At 73.6% G+C, this 21,660-nt stretch carries 18 protein-coding genes and 2 pseudogenes; 9 read left to right on the forward strand and 11 right to left on the reverse strand.

From position 1 onward, the window contains the following. Positions 1 to 167 precede the first annotated feature (167 nt). Positions 168 to 551 (reverse strand): annotated as a pseudogene (locus AB0G47_RS20015) (BlaI/MecI/CopY family transcriptional regulator); the annotation flags it as partial. Positions 552 to 761: 210 nt separating this feature from the next. Between AB0G47_RS20015 and AB0G47_RS20020 the strand changes: the two are divergent. Next, entirely contained in the window at positions 762 to 1,337 is a 576-nt protein-coding gene (locus AB0G47_RS20020) for a TerD family protein (protein ID WP_360771434.1), read from the forward strand. Positions 1,338 to 1,382: 45 nt separating this feature from the next. Further along, on the forward strand, positions 1,383 to 1,790 hold the full coding sequence (locus AB0G47_RS20025; protein ID WP_360771698.1) for a CoA-binding protein: 408 nt from the start codon (positions 1,383 to 1,385) through the stop codon (positions 1,788 to 1,790). Between the two features lie 60 nt (positions 1,791 to 1,850). On the opposite strand, the gene AB0G47_RS20030 is transcribed toward AB0G47_RS20025, so the two are convergent. Beyond that, a complete protein-coding gene (locus tag AB0G47_RS20030) occupies positions 1,851 to 2,438 on the reverse strand; it encodes a hypothetical protein (RefSeq protein ID WP_360771436.1) in 588 nt (195 codons plus the stop codon). A 224-nt stretch (positions 2,439 to 2,662) separates the two neighbouring features. On the opposite strand from AB0G47_RS20030, the gene AB0G47_RS20035 reads away from it, so the two are divergent. Then, the gene (locus AB0G47_RS20035; RefSeq protein ID WP_360771439.1) at positions 2,663 to 4,453 is read left to right on the forward strand and encodes a BTAD domain-containing putative transcriptional regulator; all 1,791 of its coding nucleotides are present in this window, start codon (positions 2,663 to 2,665) and stop codon (positions 4,451 to 4,453) included. A gap of 182 nt (positions 4,454 to 4,635) precedes the next feature. Here AB0G47_RS20035 and AB0G47_RS20040 read toward each other — a convergent pair whose 3' ends face one another. Next, the gene (locus tag AB0G47_RS20040) at positions 4,636 to 5,508 is read right to left on the reverse strand and encodes an ABC transporter permease (protein ID WP_360771701.1); all 873 of its coding nucleotides are present in this window, start codon (positions 5,506 to 5,508) and stop codon (positions 4,636 to 4,638) included. A gap of 14 nt (positions 5,509 to 5,522) precedes the next feature. Then, positions 5,523 to 6,371 carry an ABC transporter ATP-binding protein gene (locus tag AB0G47_RS20045; protein WP_360771703.1) on the reverse strand — a complete coding sequence of 283 codons (849 nt, stop codon included), beginning with the start codon at positions 6,369 to 6,371 and terminating at the stop codon, positions 5,523 to 5,525. 210 nt (positions 6,372 to 6,581) lie between these two features. Between AB0G47_RS20045 and AB0G47_RS20050 the strand changes: the two genes are divergently transcribed. Then, positions 6,582 to 7,442 (forward strand): MarR family transcriptional regulator, encoded by an 861-nt coding sequence (locus tag AB0G47_RS20050; protein WP_360771442.1) that lies wholly within the window; start codon positions 6,582 to 6,584, stop codon positions 7,440 to 7,442. 19 nt (positions 7,443 to 7,461) lie between these two features. Here AB0G47_RS20050 and AB0G47_RS20055 read toward each other — a convergent pair whose 3' ends face one another. From AB0G47_RS20055 to AB0G47_RS20070, 4 genes are all read right to left on the reverse strand, one after another. Further along, positions 7,462 to 8,145 carry a response regulator transcription factor gene (locus AB0G47_RS20055; RefSeq protein WP_360771445.1) on the reverse strand — a complete coding sequence of 228 codons (684 nt, stop codon included), beginning with the start codon at positions 8,143 to 8,145 and terminating at the stop codon, positions 7,462 to 7,464. Continuing rightward, on the reverse strand, positions 8,142 to 10,685 hold the full coding sequence (locus AB0G47_RS20060) for an ATP-binding protein (protein ID WP_360771448.1): 2,544 nt from the start codon (positions 10,683 to 10,685) through the stop codon (positions 8,142 to 8,144). Before AB0G47_RS20060 ends, AB0G47_RS20055 begins: the two co-directional genes overlap by 4 nt. Positions 10,686 to 10,931: 246 nt before the next feature. After that, on the reverse strand, positions 10,932 to 11,510 hold the full coding sequence (locus tag AB0G47_RS20065; protein WP_360771451.1) for a sigma-70 family RNA polymerase sigma factor: 579 nt from the start codon (positions 11,508 to 11,510) through the stop codon (positions 10,932 to 10,934). A gap of 214 nt (positions 11,511 to 11,724) precedes the next feature. Beyond that, on the reverse strand, positions 11,725 to 12,495 hold the full coding sequence (locus tag AB0G47_RS20070) for a hypothetical protein (RefSeq protein WP_360771454.1): 771 nt from the start codon (positions 12,493 to 12,495) through the stop codon (positions 11,725 to 11,727). Positions 12,496 to 12,716: 221 nt separating this feature from the next. On the opposite strand from AB0G47_RS20070, the gene AB0G47_RS20075 reads away from it, so the two are divergent. Next, positions 12,717 to 13,769 carry an NAD-dependent epimerase/dehydratase family protein gene (locus AB0G47_RS20075; RefSeq protein WP_360771456.1) on the forward strand — a complete coding sequence of 351 codons (1,053 nt, stop codon included), beginning with the start codon at positions 12,717 to 12,719 and terminating at the stop codon, positions 13,767 to 13,769. 230 nt (positions 13,770 to 13,999) lie between these two features. Here AB0G47_RS20075 and AB0G47_RS20080 read toward each other — a convergent pair whose 3' ends face one another. Then, positions 14,000 to 15,112, reverse strand: coding sequence for a HAMP domain-containing sensor histidine kinase (locus tag AB0G47_RS20080; protein WP_360771459.1), 1,113 nt, complete (start codon positions 15,110 to 15,112; stop codon positions 14,000 to 14,002). 364 nt (positions 15,113 to 15,476) lie between these two features. Next, a pseudogene (locus tag AB0G47_RS20085) lies at positions 15,477 to 16,169 on the reverse strand (response regulator transcription factor); the annotation flags it as partial. 123 nt (positions 16,170 to 16,292) lie between these two features. On the opposite strand from AB0G47_RS20085, the gene AB0G47_RS20090 reads away from it, so the two are divergent. Genes AB0G47_RS20090 through AB0G47_RS20100 form a run of 3 tightly spaced genes read left to right on the forward strand, consistent with a single transcriptional unit; the run spans position 16,293 to position 18,486 of the window. Continuing rightward, complete coding sequence (locus AB0G47_RS20090; protein ID WP_360771462.1) at positions 16,293 to 17,051, forward strand: glycosyltransferase family 2 protein; 759 nt, start codon at positions 16,293 to 16,295, stop codon at positions 17,049 to 17,051. Continuing rightward, positions 17,048 to 17,722, forward strand: a complete 675-nt coding sequence (locus tag AB0G47_RS20095; RefSeq protein WP_360771465.1) for a DUF2064 domain-containing protein — start codon at positions 17,048 to 17,050, stop codon at positions 17,720 to 17,722. The genes AB0G47_RS20090 and AB0G47_RS20095 overlap by 4 nt, the downstream gene beginning before the upstream one ends. After that, positions 17,719 to 18,486 carry a class I SAM-dependent methyltransferase gene (locus AB0G47_RS20100; protein WP_360771468.1) on the forward strand — a complete coding sequence of 256 codons (768 nt, stop codon included), beginning with the start codon at positions 17,719 to 17,721 and terminating at the stop codon, positions 18,484 to 18,486. The genes AB0G47_RS20095 and AB0G47_RS20100 overlap by 4 nt, the downstream gene beginning before the upstream one ends. A gap of 331 nt (positions 18,487 to 18,817) precedes the next feature. Here the strand turns inward: AB0G47_RS20100 and AB0G47_RS20105 are convergent, their stop codons facing one another. Then, on the reverse strand, positions 18,818 to 20,074 hold the full coding sequence (locus AB0G47_RS20105) for a molybdopterin-dependent oxidoreductase (protein WP_360771471.1): 1,257 nt from the start codon (positions 20,072 to 20,074) through the stop codon (positions 18,818 to 18,820). A gap of 221 nt (positions 20,075 to 20,295) precedes the next feature. Here AB0G47_RS20105 and AB0G47_RS20110 point away from each other — a divergent pair, with 221 nt between their 5' ends. Next, positions 20,296 to 21,660, forward strand: coding sequence for a hypothetical protein (locus AB0G47_RS20110; RefSeq protein ID WP_360771705.1), 1,365 nt, complete (start codon positions 20,296 to 20,298; stop codon positions 21,658 to 21,660).

Raw genomic sequence — 21,660 nt, forward strand, 5'->3', positions numbered from 1 at the left:
GCGACAAGGTCCGCTTCCGCACCCGCGCCATGGACCGCGCCCAACCCCACAGAACGAGCCGCATCCCAGCCCGCACCATCAGCCACACCCGCACCCGCACCCGCGACATGGCCCGCTTCCGCACCCGCAGCACGCGCCACATCCACCCCCGCGACCCCCACAACCCCCGCCGCCCCCAGCAACCCCCGCAACACCTGCTCATCATCAGCCGACAGCGTGGTGACGAAGCTGGCGAGTACCGCCTCGCGGTCGGGTTCGCCGTCGAGGACCTTGCGCATGCGCAGTGCCGCCAGGCCCGCCTCGTCGGCCGCCGACGTCCACGTGAAGTGGCGGCCCGCGCGTTCGCGGGTCACCGCGTTCTTGGCGAGGAGGCGGGTCAGGATCGTCATCACCGTGGTGTACGCGAGGTCGCCGCCGATCCGCTCCTGGACCCAGGCCGCGCTCACGGGGCCCTGCGCACTGTGCAGCGCGGCAAGCACCTGCGCCTCCAACTCGCCCTGCGCGCGCCGCCGAAGACGCGGTCGCCGCTCCCCGCGCTCATGCTGCGCCATGCTCGTCTCCTCCTCGACGCCGGTTCCCGACGGCTCGGCCGACGGTTCTCTTGACGGCTCCTCACGGAGCGCCACATCGTAACGGGGCACGGAATCGGGACGCGGTATCGGGACGCGGCACCCCGCGAGCTTCTACAGTGCTGTAGATTTTACCCCTCCGGCCCTGACCACGGCCGGTCGGCACTACACCTCAGGACTCAGGAGGACATCGTGGGAGTTTCCCTGGCCAAGGGCGGCAACGTCTCGCTCAGCAAGGAGGCGCCGGGCCTCACCGCCGTCCTGGTCGGTCTCGGCTGGGACGTCCGCACGACCACCGGCACGGACTACGACCTGGATGCCAGCGCCCTGCTCTGCGACGAGTCGGGCAAGGTCGTCTCCGACCAGCACTTCATCTTCTACAACAACCTCACGAGCCCCGACGGTTCCGTCGAGCACACCGGTGACAACCTCACCGGTGAGGGCGAGGGCGACGACGAGGCCGTGAAGGTGAACCTCGCGCAGGTCCCCGCCACGATCACGAAGATCGTCTTCCCGGTGTCCATCCACGACGCCGAGAACCGCGGCCAGAGCTTCGGCCAGGTCCGCAACGCGTTCATCCGCGTGGTCAACCAGGCGGACAACGTGGAGATAGCCCGCTACGACCTCTCCGAGGACGCGTCCACGGAGACCGCCATGGTCTTCGGCGAGCTCTACCGCCACGGCCCGGAGTGGAAATTCCGCGCGGTCGGCCAGGGTTATGCCAGTGGGCTGCGCGGCATCGCGTCGGACTTCGGCGTCAATGTCTGACGTACGCATCCCGTAGTCACCCGGCCATCGGTGAAGGAGCAGGACGTGTACGGCGATCCGGCAACAGTGCGCAAGATACTGACGGAGCTCGGAGACACCTGGGCGGTCGTGGGCCTGTCCTCGAACCAGGAACGAGCGGCGTACGGAGTCGCCGGCGTGCTGCAGCGGTACGGCAAGCGCATCGTCCCCGTCCACCCGAAGGCCGAGACGGTGCACGGCGAGAAGGGCTACCCGTCCCTCTCCGCCGTGCCCTTCGAGATCGACGTCGTCGATGTGTTCCTCAACAGCGGGCTTGCCGGCAAGGCCGCCGACGAAGCCGTCGAGATCGGCGCGCGGGCGGTCTGGTTCCAGCTGGGCGTCATCGACGAGTCCGCGTACGAACGGACGCGGGCGGCGGGCCTGGAGATGGTCATGGACCGCTGCCCGGCGATCGAACTGCCCATGCTGCGCTAGGCCACGGGCCTCCCGGCCGCACCGCCGCTTCCGGTGGCGCCCGGGAGGCCCGCCCGTCCCCTACGGGATGTCCGCACGGAACTTCTTCGTCAGGTCCGCGCCGCGGATCACGCCGCCCGTGTGGTACTTGAGGCCCCAGGCGTCGATCACCGAGCCGTCGCCGAACATGCAGGCGGCGACGACCTTGCTTGCGTCGGTCTCGTCCTTCTCGGCCCAGCCGCCGCCGTCCGTCGCTTTCGGGCCGTACATGGCGGTGCCGTTGATGGACTTGCAGTAGCCGATGGACGGGTTGCCGGGGTGGCCGCCCGGGTCGGCAGGCTTGTGGACGTAGGCGAGTGCGGCCAGGGTCGGCTTGTCGGCGGCCAGGGTGTCGGCGCCGATCGTGATCTTCGTGCCGTCCTCGCCGGTGAAGACGCACATCTCGCGTTCGCCGCCGAGCTGGACGATCTGGGTCCCGGTCTTGGTGTAGTACGGGACCTGCTGCTGCGGGGAGCCGCCCTGCTCGGTGCACCAAGTGGCGTCGGCCGACGGGCGCTTGGCGGAGTGCCCGGCCGCGGGGGCGGCCGGGTCATCGGCCGCGTTGGCCGCCACGACACTGCCCGAGAGCAGCAACGCGACGCCCACGGCGAGGGCTTGGGAACGCTTCACGCTTCCTCCAGAGGGGACACGGGGATGGCGGCGGTGCTCGGCACCTATCTTCGGGAGGCCCTTTGCGCAGGTCAACGCGTTCTCCGGGGCTCCCTCCCGCCGGTGTGAAGTCGACGCGATCAGGCACGCGGCACTCGTCTGACGTGCCGCTACGAGGGGCGAGATCCGGCCAGTAATTCACCGGTAACAGGCCGGTGGGGGCAAGCGGTTACAGTGCTGCTCCCATGGGCGCTCCTCCAACACTCCGCATCAGGCTGCTCGGCGGATTCCGCACGGAACGGCCCACCGGGGTGCCGCCCGCCGAGCGGTGGCCGCGGCCGGGCGCCCGCACCCTGGTCAAACTCCTCGCCCTCGCCCCGGGGCACCAGTTGCACCGCGAGCACCTCATGGCGGAGTGCTGGCCGCATGCCGAACTGCCCGCCGCACAGCGCAACCTGCGGGTGGCGCTGCACGCCGCGCGCCACGCCCTGGAGCCCGAACTGACACCACGGGCCGCATCGTCCTACGTGGTGGCCGACGGGTCGCTGCTGCGCCTGGCGCCCGGCAGGGTCGTGGTCGACGCGGACCGGGCGGGGACCCTGGCGGAGCGTGCGCTCTCGGGCGGCGACACCGCCCAACTGGCCGCCGCCCTGGACGCGTTCACCGGAGACCTGCTCCCCGAGGACCGCTACGCGCCCTGGGCCGAGCCGCACCGCACCCGCCTGGCCGAGCTGCGGGTCCGGGTGGCCCTCGCCCTCGCGCGGGCCCGGCTCGACGCGGGCGACGCGGAGCGGGCGGCGGCCGTCGCACGCCTCGTCCTGGAGTCCGCACCCGCCGACGAGCGGGCCCACCGCGTGCTGATCGGGGCCTACCTGCGGCAAGGGATGCGGAGTGCGGCGGCCCGCCAGTACGAGCAGTGCGCGGCGGCCATGGACTTCGCCGACCTGGGGGCACGCCCCGCCCCGGAGACGACCCGCCTGTACCGCGCGGCGCTCGGCCACCCGCCGGAGCCCGAGCCGGAGGCGGACGCGGCGCGGGTCCGGGTGGCCCTGGCCCGCACCCTGGAGCGCTCGGGCCGCTACGCCGACGCGGTGCACGTACTGCGCGAAGCGCTGGCGTCGTACGAACTCCAACACAGCCCCGACGCCTGCACGTTGACGGCCGCGCGGCTCGCGGAAGTCCTGTCCCGCGCCACCACGCCCGACGAGGCGCGTGCCACCCTCGCGGGCCATCCACCGCGGCCGGACGCCGCACCGGACGTGCATGCCGCGCACCGTATGGCGGAGTCGGTGATCCTGTTCAACGACGGGGAGTACGAGGCCGGGCTCGCGGCGGCGCGGGGCGCGGAGGAGCTGCTGCGCGCGGACGGCCGGGAGGCGCTGCCCGCCCGTCCGGGGCCGCCGTGGGCGAGCGCACCGCCCGGGGCCGCTGACGCCGCGACCGCCGGACGCCTGGCGCAAGCCGCCGGGCAGCGGCGTCCGGACCGGCAGGCCGAACACGCCGCCCTCCTCGCCAGGTCCCTCGCCCAACAGGCCGCCTGCCACGGCCTGTTGGGGCGCAATGAGGAAGCGATCGCACCCGCCGAGCGGGCTCTCGCGCCGGCCGAGGAGTCCGGTGACCCGGCGCTGCTCGCCACGGTCCTCTCCGTGCTGCGCGAGAACGCCCGCCGCTCGGGGCGGCACCGCAAGGCGCTGGAGCACGGGCGGCGCGCCCTCACGCTCGCCGAGCAGGCAGGGCGGCCCACCGCCACCGCCTTCGAGCGCGCCAACCTCGCCGAGCTTCATCTGCTGCTCGGCGAGGCGGACGAGGCCGAGCAGTTGGCGGGCGCGGCCGTCGGGCTCGCCGAGCCGTTCGGCGGGACGGTGCTCGCCTTCGCACTCACGGCGCTGGCCCGCGTCCGCGCGGCCACCGATCCGGACTCGGCCCGCTCGCTTCTCGACCGGGCCGAGCGCTGTGCCCACGAGGGAGGGCACCGGCAGGCCGTGGACGAGGTTTGCGCGGCCCGCGCGGAGCTGGCCGGGCGCCGGCGGGGCTGAGGGCCGCCGGGCCCCCTCAGGCTGCGGTGTCCACGAGCCCCGGGGGCTCGGCCTCCCGCGGTCGCTCGATCAGCGAGAGCCGGGCGCGAGGGTGCCGTCGGTCGGCTGCGGCTGTGTCGTGGCTGGTCGCGCCCACGCGGCGGAGCCGCACATGTCGCAGCCCCGCGCCCCTTCGGGGGCGCCTACCCCACCCTCCGCATCGCCCGCTCCCGCCGCTCCGCCACGCTCGAGCCCGACTCCCTGCGGGCCATGCGACGCAGGACGACCGGTGCCACGAGCAGACCCGCCACGGCCCAGGCGCCGAGGACCCCCGCGGTCTCCCAGTGCCGCCAGGACTCCCCGATCTCCACGGCGGCCGCGCCGTCCGGAAGCAGGGCGGAGCGCATGCCGAGGCCGAGCCAGTAGATGGGGAACGACTGGGCGAGCCACTCCACCCACTGCGGCATCGCGGTCACCGGGTAGAAGATGCCGGAGACCGCGATCAGGCCGAGGACCGGCAGTTGGACAAGACCCTGGCTGCGCGCGCTGGTGAAGACCGAGCCGAGGACGGCGCCGATCGGCAGGGTCGCCACCATGCCGAGGACGAGCACCCAGGTCAGTGTCAGCCAGGCGCCCGCGCCGCCCACCGCGAGGCCGTCGATGAGAAGGACGCCCGGGATCAGCAGGATCGCGAGGTCGGCCAGGAGTCCGCCCGCCACCGAGATGACCTTCCCGATGAGGTGGCCCCGCATCCCGTTCGGCGTCGCCTTGGCCCGCAGCAGTGTCCCGTCCTCGCGTTCGGCGGTGAGCACCTGGCTCATGGTGACCATGCCCATCGCGGCGTTCATCCCCAGGATGCTGGGCAGCGCGAGGGTGCCGAGCAGGAGTCCGCTCGTACCGAAGGTCGTGTCCCGCAGGAAGAACAGCACGATCAGCATCAACACCGGCCAGAGCAGATGTGACAGCAGGTCGGCGCCGTTGGTGAACGACTGCCGCAGTTCGATCAGGCCGCGGGTCCAGCCGGCGCGCAGCGCCACGGCCGCCGGACCCGTCGCGCCCGCCGCCTTCGTCGCCATCGCGTGCGTGCCGCTCATCGGGCCGCCACCTCGCCCTCGCGCACCAGCGCCAGGTAGGTGTCCTCCAACGAGGCCCGGCGGACCTCCAGTTCACCGATCGCCTCGCCGTACCGCCCGAAGAGGCCGCGTACGAATGCCGTCGAGTCGGCCGTGGACGCGGCGCACCGCTGCCCGTCGTGCGTCCAGCGCACCTCGTCCTCGCCCGCGATCCGCCGGGCGAGATCGTCGGCCGTACCGTCCGCGACGATGCGCCCGCCGGACAGGATCATGATGCGGTCGGCGAGCTTCCCCGCCTCGTCGAGGTCGTGCGTGGTGAGCAGGACCGTCGTCTCGTGGTCGGCGGCGAGCCGGTGCACGAGGGTGTGGAACTCCTGGCGCGCCTGCGGGTCGAAGCCCGCGGTGGGCTCGTCGAGGAAGAGCAGTTCGGGGCGGCCCACGATGCCGATCGCCACGTCGAGCCTGCGCCGCTGCCCGCCGGACAGCGTCTTGATCTTCTTGCCCGCGTGGGCGGTGAGCCCGACCGCGGCCACGAGCTCGTCGGTGTCCCACGGGCGCCGGCGCGTGTCGGTGGAGTACGGGGCGTAGTACGTGCCCAGATGCGCGAGCAGCTCCCGCACCCGCCACTTGCCGTGGTCGCGCCAGGACTGCAGCACGACACCGATCCGGGCACGCCAGGCCTCGGAGGCGTCCGCCGGGTCCGTGCCGAGCACCGCGACCCGCCCCCGCGAGCGGAGGCGGAACCCTTCCAGGATCTCGATGGTGGTGGTCTTGCCCGCACCGTTCGGCCCGAGCAGGGCCACCACCTCTCCGTGGTGTGCCTGGAACGTCACATCGTGCAGGACGTCGGTCGCGCCGTACCGCATGCGCAGCCCTTCGACATCGAGCACGACGTCCTTGCCGGTCGTCGTCACGTCAGCTCCTCAAGTCATCGCCGGATCGCTTGATACAGCCGCGAAGCTACGTTGCGTTCAGTGGGTCATTAAAGAAGAAGCCGCCAAGTAAGCTGCCCCAACAAGGGATTTCACGGCATTCGTTGCAATAGCATTGCCGCAAAACGCAAGGAGGCGGTGCGCGTGCCCGGAGGCAGGCTCACCCACCAGGACCGCGGGGACATCGGCGCGGGCCTCGCCGACGGGCTCGGTTACGCCGAAATCGCGCGGCGGCTCGGCAGACCGACGTCCACCGTCAGCCGGGAGGTGGCCCGCAACGGCGGACCCGCCGCCTACCGCGTCGACCACGCCCATCTGGCCACCGAACGGCGCGCCCGGCGGCGCACGCCCCGCCCGCGCCTTGACCCCTCGGCGACGCCCGACGCCCACGGCCGCGACCCCGACGTCGTCGCCGGCTTCGCCGAGCAGCTCGCCGCGCTGATGGCCGGCACGGGGCTGCCGCGGATGCCGGCGCGGGTGCTCGCCCGCCTGATCACGGACGACTCCGGCAGTCTCACCGCCGCCGAACTCGTCCGGCGGCTGCGGGTCAGCGCCGCGTCGGTGTCCAAGGCCGTCGCCTATCTGGAGTCCCTCGGCGTGATCCGCCGGGTGCGCGAGCCCGGACGGCGGCGCGAGCGGTACGTCGTCGACGACGACGTGTGGCTGCGGGCCTGGACGACCAGCGCCCAGACGCACGCGCAGTGGGCGGACATCGCGCTGCGGGGCGTCGATCTCCTCGACCCGGCCACACCGGCGGGGGCGCGCCTGGCCCAGATGAGCGGATTCTTCGCGACGCTCAGCGACGACATGAGCGGCGGCCCCACGGCCGTCGACGACGCCCTGACCGTGCTCGCCGCCCTGCTCCACTCGACCGCGCCGCCCACCGCGGACCACTTGGCGGCGGCCCTGGACTGGCCCCCGTCACGCGTCGCCGAGGCCCTGCGGCAGGCCGGACCGGACCGCCTCACGCCGGCCCAGCGCGCGGCGCTCGGTTCTCAGCTCTGAGCCGTCAGCCCTCCAGCTCTCAGCTCTCGAAGCGGTACCCCATGCCCGGTTCCGTGATGAGGTGCCGCGGGCGGGACGGGTCCGCTTCGAGTTTGCGTCTCAACTGGGCCATGTAGACGCGGAGATAGTTGGTCTTGTCGCTGCGGGACGAGCCCCATACGTCCGCGAGGAGCTGGCGCTGGGTGATGAGCCGCCCGGGGTGGGAGATCAGTATTTCCAGGAGCTGCCATTCGGTCGGCGTCAGCCGTACGTCGTGTCCGTGCCTGCGCACCTTCTTGGCGGCCAGGTCGACGGTGAACTCGTCCGTCGTGACGACCACCGCGTCGCCGGTGACCGGCACGGCCCGGGTGCGGCGGACGGCGGCGCGAAGACGGGCCAGGAGTTCGTCCATGCTGAACGGCTTCGTGACGTAGTCGTCGGCTCCCGCGTCGAGCGCCGCGACCTTCTGCGGCGCGGCACGCCGCGCGGTGAGCACGAGGATCGGCGCCCGGGTCGAGGCTCGCAGACCCGTGAGTACGTCGATGCCGTCCATGTCCGGAAGGCCCAGGTCCAGGAGGATGACGTGGGGCCGCTGCGCCGCGGCGATCCGCAGGGCCGTCGCACCGTCGGGGGCGGTCTCGACCCCGTACCCGCGGGCCCGCAGGTTGATCACGAGCGCCCGGACCAGCTGGACGTCGTCCTCCACCACAAGCACCCGCGTCATCGGTGTACCCCCTTCCCTGCGGCCCCCGCGAACGGCAGCGAGAGGACCATCGTGAGTCCGCCGCCCGGGGTTTCCTCCGGGGTGAGCGTGCCGTCCATCGCTTCGGTGAGTCCTCGGGACAGGGCCAGCCCCAGGCCGAGGCCCGTGGTGTTGTCCGTGTCGCCGAGCCGCTGGAACGGCTCGAAGACCTGCTCCCGGTCGGCGGGCGGCACTCCGGGGCCCCGGTCGACGACGCGCAGTTCGACCCGGCCGCCGAGGGCGCTCGCGGAGACCAGGACCGGTGCGCCGGGCGGCGAGTGCCGGGCGGCGTTGCCCACGAGGTTGGCGATGACCCGTTCCAGGAGCGGCGGGTCGGCGAGCACCGCCGGGATCTCCTCCAGGCTCCGCACCTCGATGTCCGCCGTGTGCCCCGGAAGCGAGTCCAGGGCGAGCGGAAGGACCTCCTCCAGAGCTGTGGCGCGCGTCTTGAGGGTGAGTGCGCCCGCCTGAAGACGGCTCAGGTCCAGGAGGTTCTCCACCAGCCGGTCCAGCTTGGCCAGGGACTCCTCGGCGGAGGCGAGCAGTTCGTCGCGGTCCTCTGCGGAGAAGTCCACGTCACGGCTGCGCAGCGAACTGACGGCGGCCATGACCGCGGCGAGCGGAGTCCGCAGATCGTGGCCGACGGCCCTCAGCAGCGCCGTGCGCATCCGGTCGGCGGCCTTGACGGGTTCGACCTCGGCCGCCCGCTCGGCGAGCCGGGCCCGCTCCACGGCGGCGCCGACGTGCGCCGCGAACGCGGCAAGCACCCGGCGCTCGGACGACGGCAGCGTACGGCCGCGAAGGAGCAGCCAGTTGCCGGTGCCGACCGGCACGGACAGGGTGCCGCCCGTCCCCGACGCAGCTGCGCCCGGCGGTTCCTCCACGAGCTCGGCGGACTCCATGCCGAAGGTCTCCCGCGTACGTTCCAGGAGTGCCGGAATCGCCTCGTCGCCGCGGACGATGCTGCCCGCGAGCGAGGACATCGTCTCCGCCTCGGCCGTGGCGCGGGCCGAGCGCCGCGAAAGCCGCAGCGACCGGTCCACGACGGCCGCGACCGTCGCCGCGACGACGGCGAAGACACCCAGCGCGAGCATGCTGTTCGCGTCGGCCATGGTGAACTCGCCGACCGGCGGCATGAACCAGTAGTTGAGCAGCAGCGACGCGGTGAGCGATGCGACCACCGCCGACGCGACGCCCCCGATGCAGGCCACGCCCACCACGGCCAGGAGATACAGCAGCGCCTCGCTGGTGAGGTTCAGCGGACCGCGCAGACCGTCGAGCCCGAAGGTCAGCAGCACCGGCAGGACGAGACCGGCGATCGGGCCCGCGACCAGGCGCGAGGTCGGCAGCGTACGGCGGCGGGACGGCAGCAGCCTGCCGCGGCCCGCCCGCTCGTGGGTGACCATGTGGACGTCGATGTCCCGCGAGAGCGCGACCACTGTCTCGCCGATGCCGCTGCCGGTGAGGAACCGTTCGAGGCGGCCGCGCCGGCTGGTGCCGAGGACGAGCTGGGTGGCGTTCTCCGCGCGGGCGAACTCCACCAGGGCGGTGGGCACATCGTCCCCGACGACCGAGTGATAGCTGCCGCCGAGGCTCTCGACGAGGCGGCGCTGGCGGACCAGGGCGGAGTGCGAGGCCCCGGCGGCGAGCCCGTCGCTGCGCGTGACGTGCACGGCCAGCAGATCGCCGCGGGCCGGCGCGGTCTGCCCGGCCCGGACGAAGGTGAGCGCCCGGGGCAGGGCGCCGATGCGGGCGGCCCTGCGGATCAGGGTCTCCCCCTCGGAGCCGCCGGTGAGCGCGACGACGACGCGTTCGCGGGCCTCCCACACGCGGGCGATGCCCTGTTCGGAGCGGTGCCGCAGGAGGGCCACGTCGACCTGGCCCGCCACCCACTGGAGGGCGAGTTCGCGCAGCGCGGTGAGGTTGCCGGGGCGGAAGCAGTTGGCGAGGGCGGCGTCGACCTTGGCCGGGGCGTAGATGTTGCCGTGCGCCATGCGGCGGCGCAGGCCCTCGGGCGCCATGTCGACCAGCTCGATCTGCTGGGCGCGGCGGACCACGTCGTCGGGCACGGTCTCGCTCTGCGGCACGCCGGTGATCTTCTCGACGACGTCGTTGAGGGACTCCAGGTGCTGGATGTTGACGGTCGAGACGACGTCGATCCCGGCTGCGAGGAGCTCCTCGACGTCCTGCCAGCGTTTGGTGTTGCGGCCGCCGCCGGGGACGTTCGTGTGGGCGAGTTCATCGACGAGCGCCACCTGCGGGCGCCGGGCGAGGACGGCCTTCAGGTCCATCTCCGGGAATGTGCCGCCGCCCTGGTAGCCGCAGTCGAGGCGCTCGACGACCTCCAGGCCCGCCAGCATCGCCTCGGTCCGCGGGCGCCGGTGGCACTCCACGAAGCCCACCACCACGTCCGTGCCGCGGGCTGCGCGGCGGCGGCCCTCGTCGAGCATGCGGTAGGTCTTGCCGACGCCGGGGGCCGCCCCGAGGTAGACCTTTAACTGTCCGGGCCGTACGCCGCTCATGGGCTCGCGCTCAACTCCTGTTTCTCCCCTGGGTGATGGCTCGGGGCGCCTTCCGCGGGAGCGGGGGAAGTGCCCTCGGGGAGATTCCTCCACCGAACGCCCTCCCGGCGCCGTGGACACGGCCCTTGACGCGACTCTGGCGCCCGTCACGAGGACATTGATGCACCCCTGACAGGTAGGTCCTTCGGGTGCCGCGGCCGCCCGGCGTGACTGCCGGGCGGCCGCGGCGCGAACACGCGCGACCCGTCAGGCCGCCGCGCCCGCGAGCGCGGGGCGTTCGGCGTCCCGCAGCCGTTCCATCAGCGAGAGGCGGGCACGCGCCACCCGCGAACGGACCGTGCCCACCGGACAGCCGGTGAGCAGCGCGGCTTCCGCGTAGGGCAGCCCCAGGAGCTGGGTAAGGACAAAGGCCTCACGCCGCTCGTCGGGCAGCTCCGCGAGCAGATCGGCGAGGACCACGCCGTCGTCGAAGCCCGGAAGACCTATGGGCTGGGCGCGCTCCGCAGCGGCCTGCCAGTCGTCCGTGTCGCAAAGACGCGGCCGGGCGGCGGCGTGCCGGAGGCTGTCGATCACCGCGCGGCGGGCGATGGACAGCAGCCACGTACGGGCGGACGAGCGCCCCTCGAAACGGTGCAGGCTGCCGAGTGCCCGCAGAAATGTGTCCTGAGTCAGGTCGTCGGCGGCCTGCGGGTCGCCGCCCAGGTACGTCACGTACCGGCGGACGTCGCGGTGCAGCGCGCGCACGAACTGCTCGATGGCTTCCGGGTCGCCGCCGCGGGCGGCGAGCGCCCAGGCCGTTATCGACTCGTCGGGTGAGCCGGGCAAGGCAGGAATGATCACCTGGTGTCCTTCTCGGGAGTCCGGAGATCCGGGATTCCGTGCAGCGGACCGGCCGTGCGCGCGTCGGCGGGCACGGTGCCGGTCCGGTGCGGGTCCGGTGTTGGGGGTACAGCCGTACGGATGCGTACGGCCGATGCCCGAGCCGACCGGGGCGCGCGGCGCGGGGCGCGGCGCGCGGACGGCGTCGGGGAACCGGCTGTCAGGCGACAGCGGTTCCCGCGGGCGGACCCCGAGAAGTGATGGCGTGCACGAGGAGGAACTGCCGCGGTGTGCGCACCGAACGACTGCGGCGCGGGCGGACCCGCGGCCGGGGGGCCGGCACGAGAGCCGCGACGGGCAGCCGCAGCGGGGCGACGAGCCAGCCGGCGAAGGAACGTGCGATGCGGAAGACGGCACGCTCGCCGTGCGCGAGCCAGAGGCCGCACAGGAGCGCGGCCAGGAGGTGGGCGGCGAGCATCCCGGTGGGCGACATGCCGCCCATGTGGTGCATGTGCGCGGCGGCCTGCCCCGCATCGCCCATGTGCTGCATGGGCTCACCGTGTTGCATGTGCTGCATGTGCTGCATGCCGGTCATGGCGGACGACATCGCCGAGCCGTCACCCGTCCCCCGGCCCATGGAGCCCATGTTCATGGACCCCATGTCCGCCGACGGCAGGCACAGCACATTGCGCACCCACTGCCGGACGAGGGACGTGCCACCGGTCCGTGGCGTGGCGAGGGTCTGTGCCAGGGAGAACCCCGAGTGCAGTGCGGCCTGCGCCGCCACCGCGAGGGAGACGACGGCCGGCAGCCCTCGCTCACGCCCGGCCAGCGCCCACGCACCGCCGCCGGCGCCGACGGTTCCGGCGCCCAGCGCCCACCAGGACACCGGGCTTCCGGACATCATGACGTGCCCCAGGGCAGCGAGCAGTACACAGACGGCGGCGAACACCGCGGCCCGTCCCGCTCGACAACACCATCCAGCACTCATGGCGGCTCATCCTTACATCCGCGTCACTCTCTTCACGGAGGGGTACGCCCTTTCCACTCACCCCGCCCACACATCCCCTCTTGTGAGCCACACCACACCAGTTGGCGGGAACTGGACGGCGCATCGCCCCGACTACCTCACAAAGGCCAGGTTCTTACGGACCGGTGACATGAGGCCCCGACGCATCGATGAAGCGGTGGCGGCGGCCTAGCGTGGGCGGCATGCGTGTACTGGTCACCGGCGGCGCCGGGTTCATCGGGTCACAGATCGTCGACGCGCTCGCGGCGCGCGGACACGAACCCGTGGTGTTCGACGCGTTGCTCGCGTCGGCGCACTCCGGGACGGAGCGGCCACGCGTCGCCGGGGAGCTGATCGTCGGCGACGTACGCGATCCGGAAGCGGTGGACGGTGCGCTGCGCGGCGTCGACGCGGTGTGCCATCAGGCGGCGATGGTGGGCCTCGGCAAGGACTTCGCGGACGCGCCCGAGTACGTCGCCTGCAACGACCTGGGCACGGCGGTGCTGCTGGCCGCGATGGCCCGGGCGGGGGTGCAGGATCTGGTGCTCGCCGGCTCGATGGTGGTCTACGGGGAGGGCCGCTACACCTGTGCGGACCGGCACGGCGTGGTGCGCCCGGGGCCGCGCGCGCCGGCCGATCTGGCGGCGGGCCGCTTCGAGCCCCGCTGCCCCTCCTGCGGCGCCGAGCTGACGCCGGGCCTGGTCACGGAGGACGCCCCGGTCGATCCGCGCAATGTGTACGCGACGACGAAGCTCGCCCAGGAACATCTGGCGGCGGCCTGGGCACGGTCCACCGGCGGCCGCGCGGTGTCGCTGCGCTATCACAACGTCTACGGCCCGGGAATGCCGCGCGACACCCCGTACGCGGGCGTCGCGTCCTTCTTCCGCTCGTCCCTGGCCGCGGGCCGCGCCCCGCGCGTCTTCGAGGACGGCGGCCAGCGCCGGGACTTCGTCCACGTACGCGATGTGGCGGCGGCCAACGCCGTGACGCTGGAGGCGCTGCGGGACCGCGCCGACGGGGAGTTCACGGCCTACAACACGGGCAGCGGCGACCCCCACACGGTCGGCGAGATGGCCCGGACCCTGGCCGACGCGTGCGGCGGCCCGGCACCGGTCGTGACCGGCGAATACCGCCTGGGCGACGTCCGCCATGTGACAGCGGACTCCACCCGCCTGCGAACCGACCTGGACTGGAAGCCGGAGGTGGACTTCCAGTCGGGGATGCGGGAGTTCGCTGGGGCGGGGATGCGGGGGTAGGAGGGGCGGGCGACGTCCAGTACCGGGCCCATCTCGGGCGCACCCCAGCGCAGGGCCCGTCCCCGAGCGGTGCCCCTCGCGGGCACACCCCGCCGCAGGCCCCCCATCCCGTGCAGGGCGTCCCGTGCAAAGACACGGCGTCTGCCGGGCCCGTCACAGGCCCCGCCACGGGCGGCCCCCGTCGCAGGCACACCCCGAGCCGCCACAGACCCACCCGCCCCCCTGCCCCGTTACGCTCCCGCCTCCGGAAGCACCACCTCGAAGCAGCAGCCGCCCGTCACGTTGCGTACGTCCGCTCGGCCCTGGTGTGCCTCGACGATGCCGCGCACGATGGCCAGGCCCAGGCCCGCTCCCGCCGGGGGTGTGCGCGCGTGGGTGCCGCGCCAGCCCGTGTCGAAGACGCGGGGCAGGTCCTCTTCGGGGATGCCGCCGCAGCCGTCCGTGACGGACAGCACCACGCCGTCCGTCGAACGCCGGGCGGCTACGGCGACCGTGCCGTCGGCGGGGGTCCGGCGGATGGCGTTGATCAGCAGATTGCCGAGCACCCGGCTCATCTCCTTGCCGTCGACCTCGACCGGCACGGCGTCGATCCGGTCGCCCACGAGGCGTACGCCGTGTTCGCGGGCGAGCGGGTCCGCGCCCGCGATGGCGTCGCCGACCAGGTCGTACGCGGACATCCGCGACGGCGTGAGAGCGAGCGCGCCCGCGTGGATGCGGGACAGCTCGAAGAGGTCGCCGACCATGCCGTTCAGGCGCTCGACCTCGGTGCGGATCTGCCGCAGATAGCGATCGGGGTCGGCGGCCACCCCGTCCTCCAGGGCCTCGCTCATCGCGCGCAGGCCGGCCAGCGGGGTGCGCAGGTCGTGCGAGATCCAGGCGACGAGTTCGCGGCGCGATGTCTCCAGGGCGCGTTCCCGCTCCCGCGACTCCGCGAGCCTCGCGCTGGTGGACTCCAACTCGCGGGTGAGGGCGGCGAGTTCCGCGGTGGCGGGCACGCCGGGCGCCGCGAAGTCACCGCCGTCGCCGAAGGAACGGGCAGCGAGGGTGAGCGCCTTGCTGCGGGCCACCACCCAGCGCCCAAGGAGCAGCGCGGTGACCAGGGAGACGACCGCGGCCATGGCGACGACGGTGGTGACGACGCTCAGATCGTGCGGGGACAGGAACATCGCCCAAGCGACCACCAGCGTGCCGGCGAGCATCGCGGTCACCGCGACACAGGCGACCACGGCGAGCGACACGACGAGCGACCGCCGCCGCAGCACCCGCAGGAGCACCGCCCCGAGCAGCCCAGCGGCGGCGGCACCGAGGAAGGCGTAGAGCGCGATGAGGAGGGTGTCACGCATGCGGGGCCGCCGCCGTCTCGGGCCCTGCGGCCGCAGGTGCGGGGCCGCCTTCCGCTGCCGCGGCCTGCGGGGCGAACGTCGCTGGGGCAGCCGCCTCGGGAGCGGCCGTCTCCGGGGCAGCCGTCTCTGGGGCGCCCCTCCCTGGAACGGCCGCCTCTGGAACGGCCATCTCTGGAGCACCCCGCTCCGGGGCTCGCGTCTCCGCGTCGGCCGCCTCTCGGGCAACGGCCTCCGGCGCGACCGCCTCCAGGTCGGTGGCGCACGAGTCGGCGGTGTGCGAGGCGGTGGCGGCCGACGCTGTGGCCTCCGGGTCGGTGGCGGCCGGGGCGGTGGCATCCGATGCCACGCCGTCCGACACAGCCAAGCGATACCCCACCCCCCACACCGTCTGGATCAGCCGCGGCCGCGCCGGATCGTCCTCGATCTTGCCGCGGAGGCGCCGCACGTGGACCGTGACCGTCGACAGGTCGCCGAAGTCCCAGCCCCAGACCTCCCGCATCAGCTCCTCGCGGCCGAACGCGCGGCCCGGATGGCGCATGAAGAAGGCAAGCAGGTCGAACTCGCGGACGGTGAGGGCGAGTTCGGTGCCGTGTTTGGCCGCGCGGCGGGCCGGCGGGTCGACGGTCAGCCCCGCGGTGCTCAGCACCGCCCCCGCGCGGCCGCCCGCGGCGGAGCCCGTGCGGCGCAGCACCGACTCGACGCGCAGGACCAGTTCGCGGGGGCTGAACGGCTTGGTCACGTAGTCGTCCGCGCCTATCTCAAGGCCCAGGATCCGGTCGTCCTCGTCGCCCCGCGCCGTGAGCATGATGACCGGCACGGGACCCCGCGCGCGCAGCCTGCGGCAGACCTCGAGGCCGTCGATGCCGGGCAGCATCAGATCGAGGACGACCAGGTCGGGGCGGCAGGCCGCAGCACGCTCCAGCGCCGTGTGGCCGTCCTCGGCGCGGTCGACGGCGTACCCGGCACGTTCGAGGTAGCCGCTGACGACCTCGGCAACGGTGACGTCGTCGTCCACGACGAGTACGCGCGGCGCGCCGCCCTGCGGTGGTGTCTCCATGCCGCAAGCCTCGCACCGCGCTCGGGCGAGTGCCGCGTCCCGGCCCGCCGCACTGGCCGACGTCCCCGTTTCGTAAGAACCTGAAGTCTGATATGCCCCATTTCTCTCCGTAGGGTGAAGGGCGTGACGCACTCCTCCCACTCCCCCGAAGACCCGCCGGGCCCACCGGCCCCGCGGGCCGACATCGTGCTGCCCTGTCTCGACGAGGCCGCCGCCCTGCCCTGGGTGCTGCGGCGGATCCCCGCGGGCTGGCGCGCGATCGTCGTGGACAACGGCTCCACCGACGGCTCGGCGGAGATCGCCCGCTCGCTCGGCGCGACCGTCGTGCACGAGCCGCGCCGTGGCTTCGGCGCCGCCTGCCACGCCGGTCTCATGGCCGCCACCGCGGACGTCGTCTGCTTCTGCGACTGCGACGCCTCGCTCGATCCGGGCCTGCTCGAACCTTTCGTACGTCAAGTCGACGCGGGCCGCGCCGACTTGGTGCTTGGCAGGCGCCGCCCCCGGAGCCGGGGCGCATGGCCGCCGCACGCCCGTGTCGGCAACGCCGTACTGGCCCGGATGCTGCACCGGCGCACCGGAGTCCGCCTGCACGACCTTGGCCCGATGCGGGCGGCCCGGCGCGAGGCCCTCCTGGCCCTCGCCCTCACCGACCGCCGCAGCGGCTACCCGCTGCAGATGGTCGTACGGGCCGCCGACGCGGGCTGGCGGATCGAGGAGCGGGACGTGCCGTATCTGCCGCGCACCGGCAAGTCCAAGGTCACCGGCACCTGGCGCGGCACGTGGCACGCGGTCCGCGACATGCGGGGCGTGCTCGCCGAGCGTCCGGTGGCCGCTCCTCATCCGGGGACGGCGGCCGCGCACGGGACGGGGGACGCGCGATGAGGCATCACCCGAAGCGGCCGTCCGACCCCGGGCGGGGAACCACCACCCTCCTGGTCATCGCCAAGCAGCCCATCCCCGGCCGCGTGAAGACCCGCCTCACCCCGCCTTACACGCCCCAGGAAGCCGCCCGCCTCGCCGAGGCCGCGCTGTGCGACACCCTGGATGCCGTGCTCGCGGCGCCCGCACGGCGGCGCGTCCTGGTGCTTGCCGGGGACGCGGGGCCGTGGCTGCCGGGCGGGTTCGACGTCGTACCGCAGTGCGTGGGCGGCCTTGACGAGCGGCTCGCCGCGGCCTTCGCGGGGTGTGCCGGGCCCGCGCTCCTGATCGGCATGGACACCCCGCAGGTGACCCCCGCGCTGCTCGCCCCCGCCCTGGGCCCGGGCGCCTGGCGGGACACCGACGCCTGGTTCGGCCCGGCCGTGGACGGCGGCTTCTGGGCGCTCGGCCTGGCCGAGCCCGACCCGGAGCTGCTGCGCGGCGTCCCCATGTCGACGCCCACCACGGGCGCGGCCCAGCGGGACCGCCTCACCGCGGCCGGCCTGCGGGTGCGCGACCTGCCGGTGCTCCGTGACGTCGACACCGCAGAGGACGCTTCGCTGGTCGCCGCCGACGCGCCGGACAGCCGTTTCGCCGATGCCCTCGCCCGCCTCACTCCGGCCGGCCGCCGATGAGCACCGCGGTGGCGTGGAGCGCCGACCCGTACGCCGACGCCCTGCGCAACGGCCACGGCCCGCTGTTCCTGCGGCGCACCGACGGCTGGCTGCTGCCCCTCGAGGTCGAACGCTGGTGTGCGGCCGCCGACGCGGCGGACCTCTCCGCGCTGCGCCGCTGCACGGGCGCGGTGCTCGACATCGGCTGCGGGCCCGGCCGCCTGGTCGCCGCGCTGACCGCCCTCGGCCACCGCGCCCTCGGCATCGACATCAGCGAGGCGGCCGTCGCCCACACCCGCCGCCTCGGCGGCACGGCCCTGCGCCGCTCCGTCTTCGACTCCCTTCCGGACGAGGGGAGTTGGGGCACGGCTCTGCTCATCGACGGCAACGTCGGCATCGGCGGCGACCCCGGCGCGCTGCTCGCGAGGACCGCCCGGCTGCTCGCCCCCGGCGGGCTCCTCATCGCGGAGACCGCGCCGGTGGACGTCGACGAGCGGGTCCAGGTCCGCGTGGACGACGGCCGGGGCCGGAGCGCGGCCGGGGAGACCTTCCCCTGGGCCCGGCTCGGCACCCCGGCGCTGCTGCGCCACGCCCGCCCGACGGCCTTGCGCCCGGCAGATCAGTGGAGCGTCGGCGGCCGCTCCTTCGTCGCACTGCGCCGACGACGCGACGTACGCAGCGCCCGCAGCAGCAGCCAGAGCGCGGAACCCGCGAAGAGCGCCGCCGTCACCAGGAGCCAGCGGGTCAGGAACACCCCGGCCGGCAGGCCCGTGGCGGACTCGTAGCGCGGCACCGTCCGGGCGATCAGCGGGAACCACACCAGCAGGAGCAGTCCGGACAGCGCCGCGGGGACCCGGATGAAGTTGACCAGGTCCCGGCGGCGCCCGCCGAGCGCCCGCTGCACGGCCCGGTCGGCGATCGCGTACAGCGGAAGCAGCACCAGGTCGTGCAGGAGCGCCGCACCGACGAACCAGGCCGCGACCGCGAGCCAGTCGTCCGCGAGGAGCCGCACGCCCGCGTATCCCGCGAGGGCGAACGAGGCGAGCAGCAGGAGCAGTTGGAGCGGGCTCTCGCCGTACAAGCGGCGGAAGCGGTCCTGGAGCGTGGCGCCCGTCATCACAGCTCCCCGAAGGTCAGGCGTGCCACCCATTTGGTGTTCAGCACACCGGGCGCCGCCGGGACGATGATCCGTGCCGGATAGCCGTGGTCGGGCGACAGGTCCTCGCCGTTCACCCGGAGCGCGAGCAGCGAGCGCGGGTCGCGGACCTGGTTGTCGCGCAGGGCCGCCTGGCGGAACGCGCCGCGCCGCTGGAGCGAATCGACGAACACTCCGGGCACCGTCGCCCTGTCCTCGTACCCGACGAGCGCCGCCAGGTCCCGCAGCCGGACCCCGCGCCACCACTGGTCGGAGGTCGACCAGCCCTCCACGCACGCGATGGGCAGCGCCGCGCTGTGCTGGGCCATCGCCAGCAAGTCGTCCCGGTTCAGGCTCACTTCGCGACCGCGGCCGCTGACGACCAGGCGCCACGACAGCCCCGTGTCGGCCGATCTGATCCCCACCGCCGCGGCCGACTTGTTGATCTGGAAGCCGTTCGGCCCCGTCCCCGGTTCACCGCCCCCGTGCGGCGCAAGGAGCGCCGTGCGCCGCGCCGCGCCGTCGAAGTTCTGCCCCGCCGACGTCGCGAGCAGCAGCAGCGAACCCCCGCCGACCAGGCCGAGCGCACCCCGCCGGGACATCGTCGACGCCTCCGACGGCTTGTCGTGCGTACGCAGCTGCTCGCGCAGCCCGCGCTCCCGCAGCGTGCGCACCGCCCGCGGCAGCTTCAGCGCGGCGTGCGCCACGAAAGCGCCGAAGAACACCCAGGCGCCGTAGAAGTGCAGCGGATAGAAGGAACCCGGGAAGAGGTACTCCAACTGGACGTTGAGCACCCCGGTGGCGAACTCGAACAGCGCACCGCCCACCAGGAGCAGCAGCGAGAGCCGCTCGAGAGCGTGCCCGACCGACCGCACCGGCGGCAGCTCGAACAGCTTCGGGATCACCGACCACAGCTTGGCGAGCAGCACCGGGATGAGCGCGATGCCGACGGTGACGTGCAGACCCTGGTTGAGGCGGTAGAGCCAGTGCGGATCGGTCGGCCAGGAGAAGAGATAGAAGCCGAGCAGGCCCTTGTCCGGGGTCTTGTCGTTCACCGGCGACAGGTTCGGGTTGTACGCGGCGTACGAGAGCAGGCCGGTCACGAAGAGCAGCGGGATCCCGACGAGCAGGACGGCGCCCAGTACGGAGGTGAACCAGGTGCCCCGCAGCGGGCTGCGCCAGAAGCCCGGCGGTCCCGGGGATCCGGTGGGTGTCCTGGTCCGTGTCGTGTCGCCCATGATGCGTCCTCGGCGGTCATGAGCGGAGGCGGGATCCACCGCTCTGAGCCGACGGTAAGCCGCGCGACCTGCCCGGACGGGCCCGCGACTCATGACGAAACTCTGACGGCGCAAGGCAGCGGTGCAGCCCTGCGGTACCGCGGCGCAAGATCTGACAGATCGATGACACCGCCCCGTCCAGCGCCCCTGACCGGGGCATCCCGGCCTAGCGTGCAGAGGTGATCCCCCGAGAAAGACGCGCCACCCCGCCGCGCCGCGATCTGCTCACCGCCGGGGGCGGCGTACTGCTCGTCGCCCTGGCCGTCGCCGTCGGCACGTACATGGAAGACGAGTACGGCACCCTGCACGTCAACTGGCCCCCGCTGTACGCCAAATGGTCCCCGCACATCGGCCCGGGCACCCCGGCCGCGCTCGCGGTGGCCGCCGCGACCGTCGCCTACGGCCCTGCGCTCGCCGCACGCCTGCCGTGGCGTGCGCTGGTCCTCGGCAGCTGGGGCGCGTCCATGGCCTGGATCTGGTCCCTCGCACTCGTCGACGGCTGGCATCAGGGCATCGCCCGGCGGCTGACCACCAAGTACGAGTACCTCCAGGTGATCGACCGCTTCGACGACATCCCCGCCGCGCTGCGGGACTTCACCCGGCACATCCTGATCGACGCTCCGGACCACTGGCCCCCGCACACGGCGGGACATCCGCCCGGCGCCACGCTCACCTTCGTCGTCCTCGACCGCATCGGCCTGGGGGGCGGTGGTTGGGCAGGCGTCTGGTGCATCACGCTCGGCGCGTCCGTCGCGGCGGCCGTGCTGGTCACCGTGCGCGCCCTGACCGACGAGGCGAGCGCACGCCGGGCCGCGCCCTTCCTGGTCCTGGCACCGGCCGCGGTGTGGATGGGCACGTCGGCGGACGGCTACTTCGCCGCGGTCGCCGCGTGGACGATCGCCCTGCTCGCGCTCGCCGCGACCCGCACGGCCCGCTTCCCGGCGGCCGCCGCCCTCGGCTCGGGCCTGCTGTTCGGGCTGCTCTGCTACCTCAGCTACGGCCTGACGCTGTTCGCGGTGGTCGCCGCCGCGGTGCTGCTGCTCGCCAGGACCGCGCGCCCGCTGCCCCTGTTCCTGGCCGGGGCGGCGGTCGTGCCGCTGGTGTTCACCCTGCTGGGCTTCGACTGGTGGGAGGCGTACCGGCTGTTGGTGGAGCGCTACTACCAGGGAGCGGGCGGCATCCGTCCGTACGGCTACTGGGTCTGGGCCAACCTCGCCTGCACGGTCCTTGTCGTCGGCCTCGCCACGGTCGCGGGGCTCGGCAGGACCGTGACCCGGGCGCCGGGCGCCGTCCGCCGTCGGCTGCGTACGCGAGGGGACACGGCCATCGACCGGCTCGCCCTGCTCGTCGTCGCCGCGCTGCTCGCCCTTGCCGCCGCCGATCTCTCCGGGATGAGCAAGGCGGAGACGGAACGCATCTGGCTGCCGTTCGCGGCCTGGCTGCTCGCCGCGGCGGCGTTCCTGCCCGCGCGCACCCAGCGCTTCTGGCTGGCCGCACAGGCCCTGCTGGCCCTGCTGCTCAACCACCTGCTGCATACCGGGTGGTGA

Source organism: Streptomyces sp. NPDC021622 (assembly GCF_040640795.1).
Classification (GTDB): domain Bacteria; phylum Actinomycetota; class Actinomycetes; order Streptomycetales; family Streptomycetaceae; genus Streptomyces.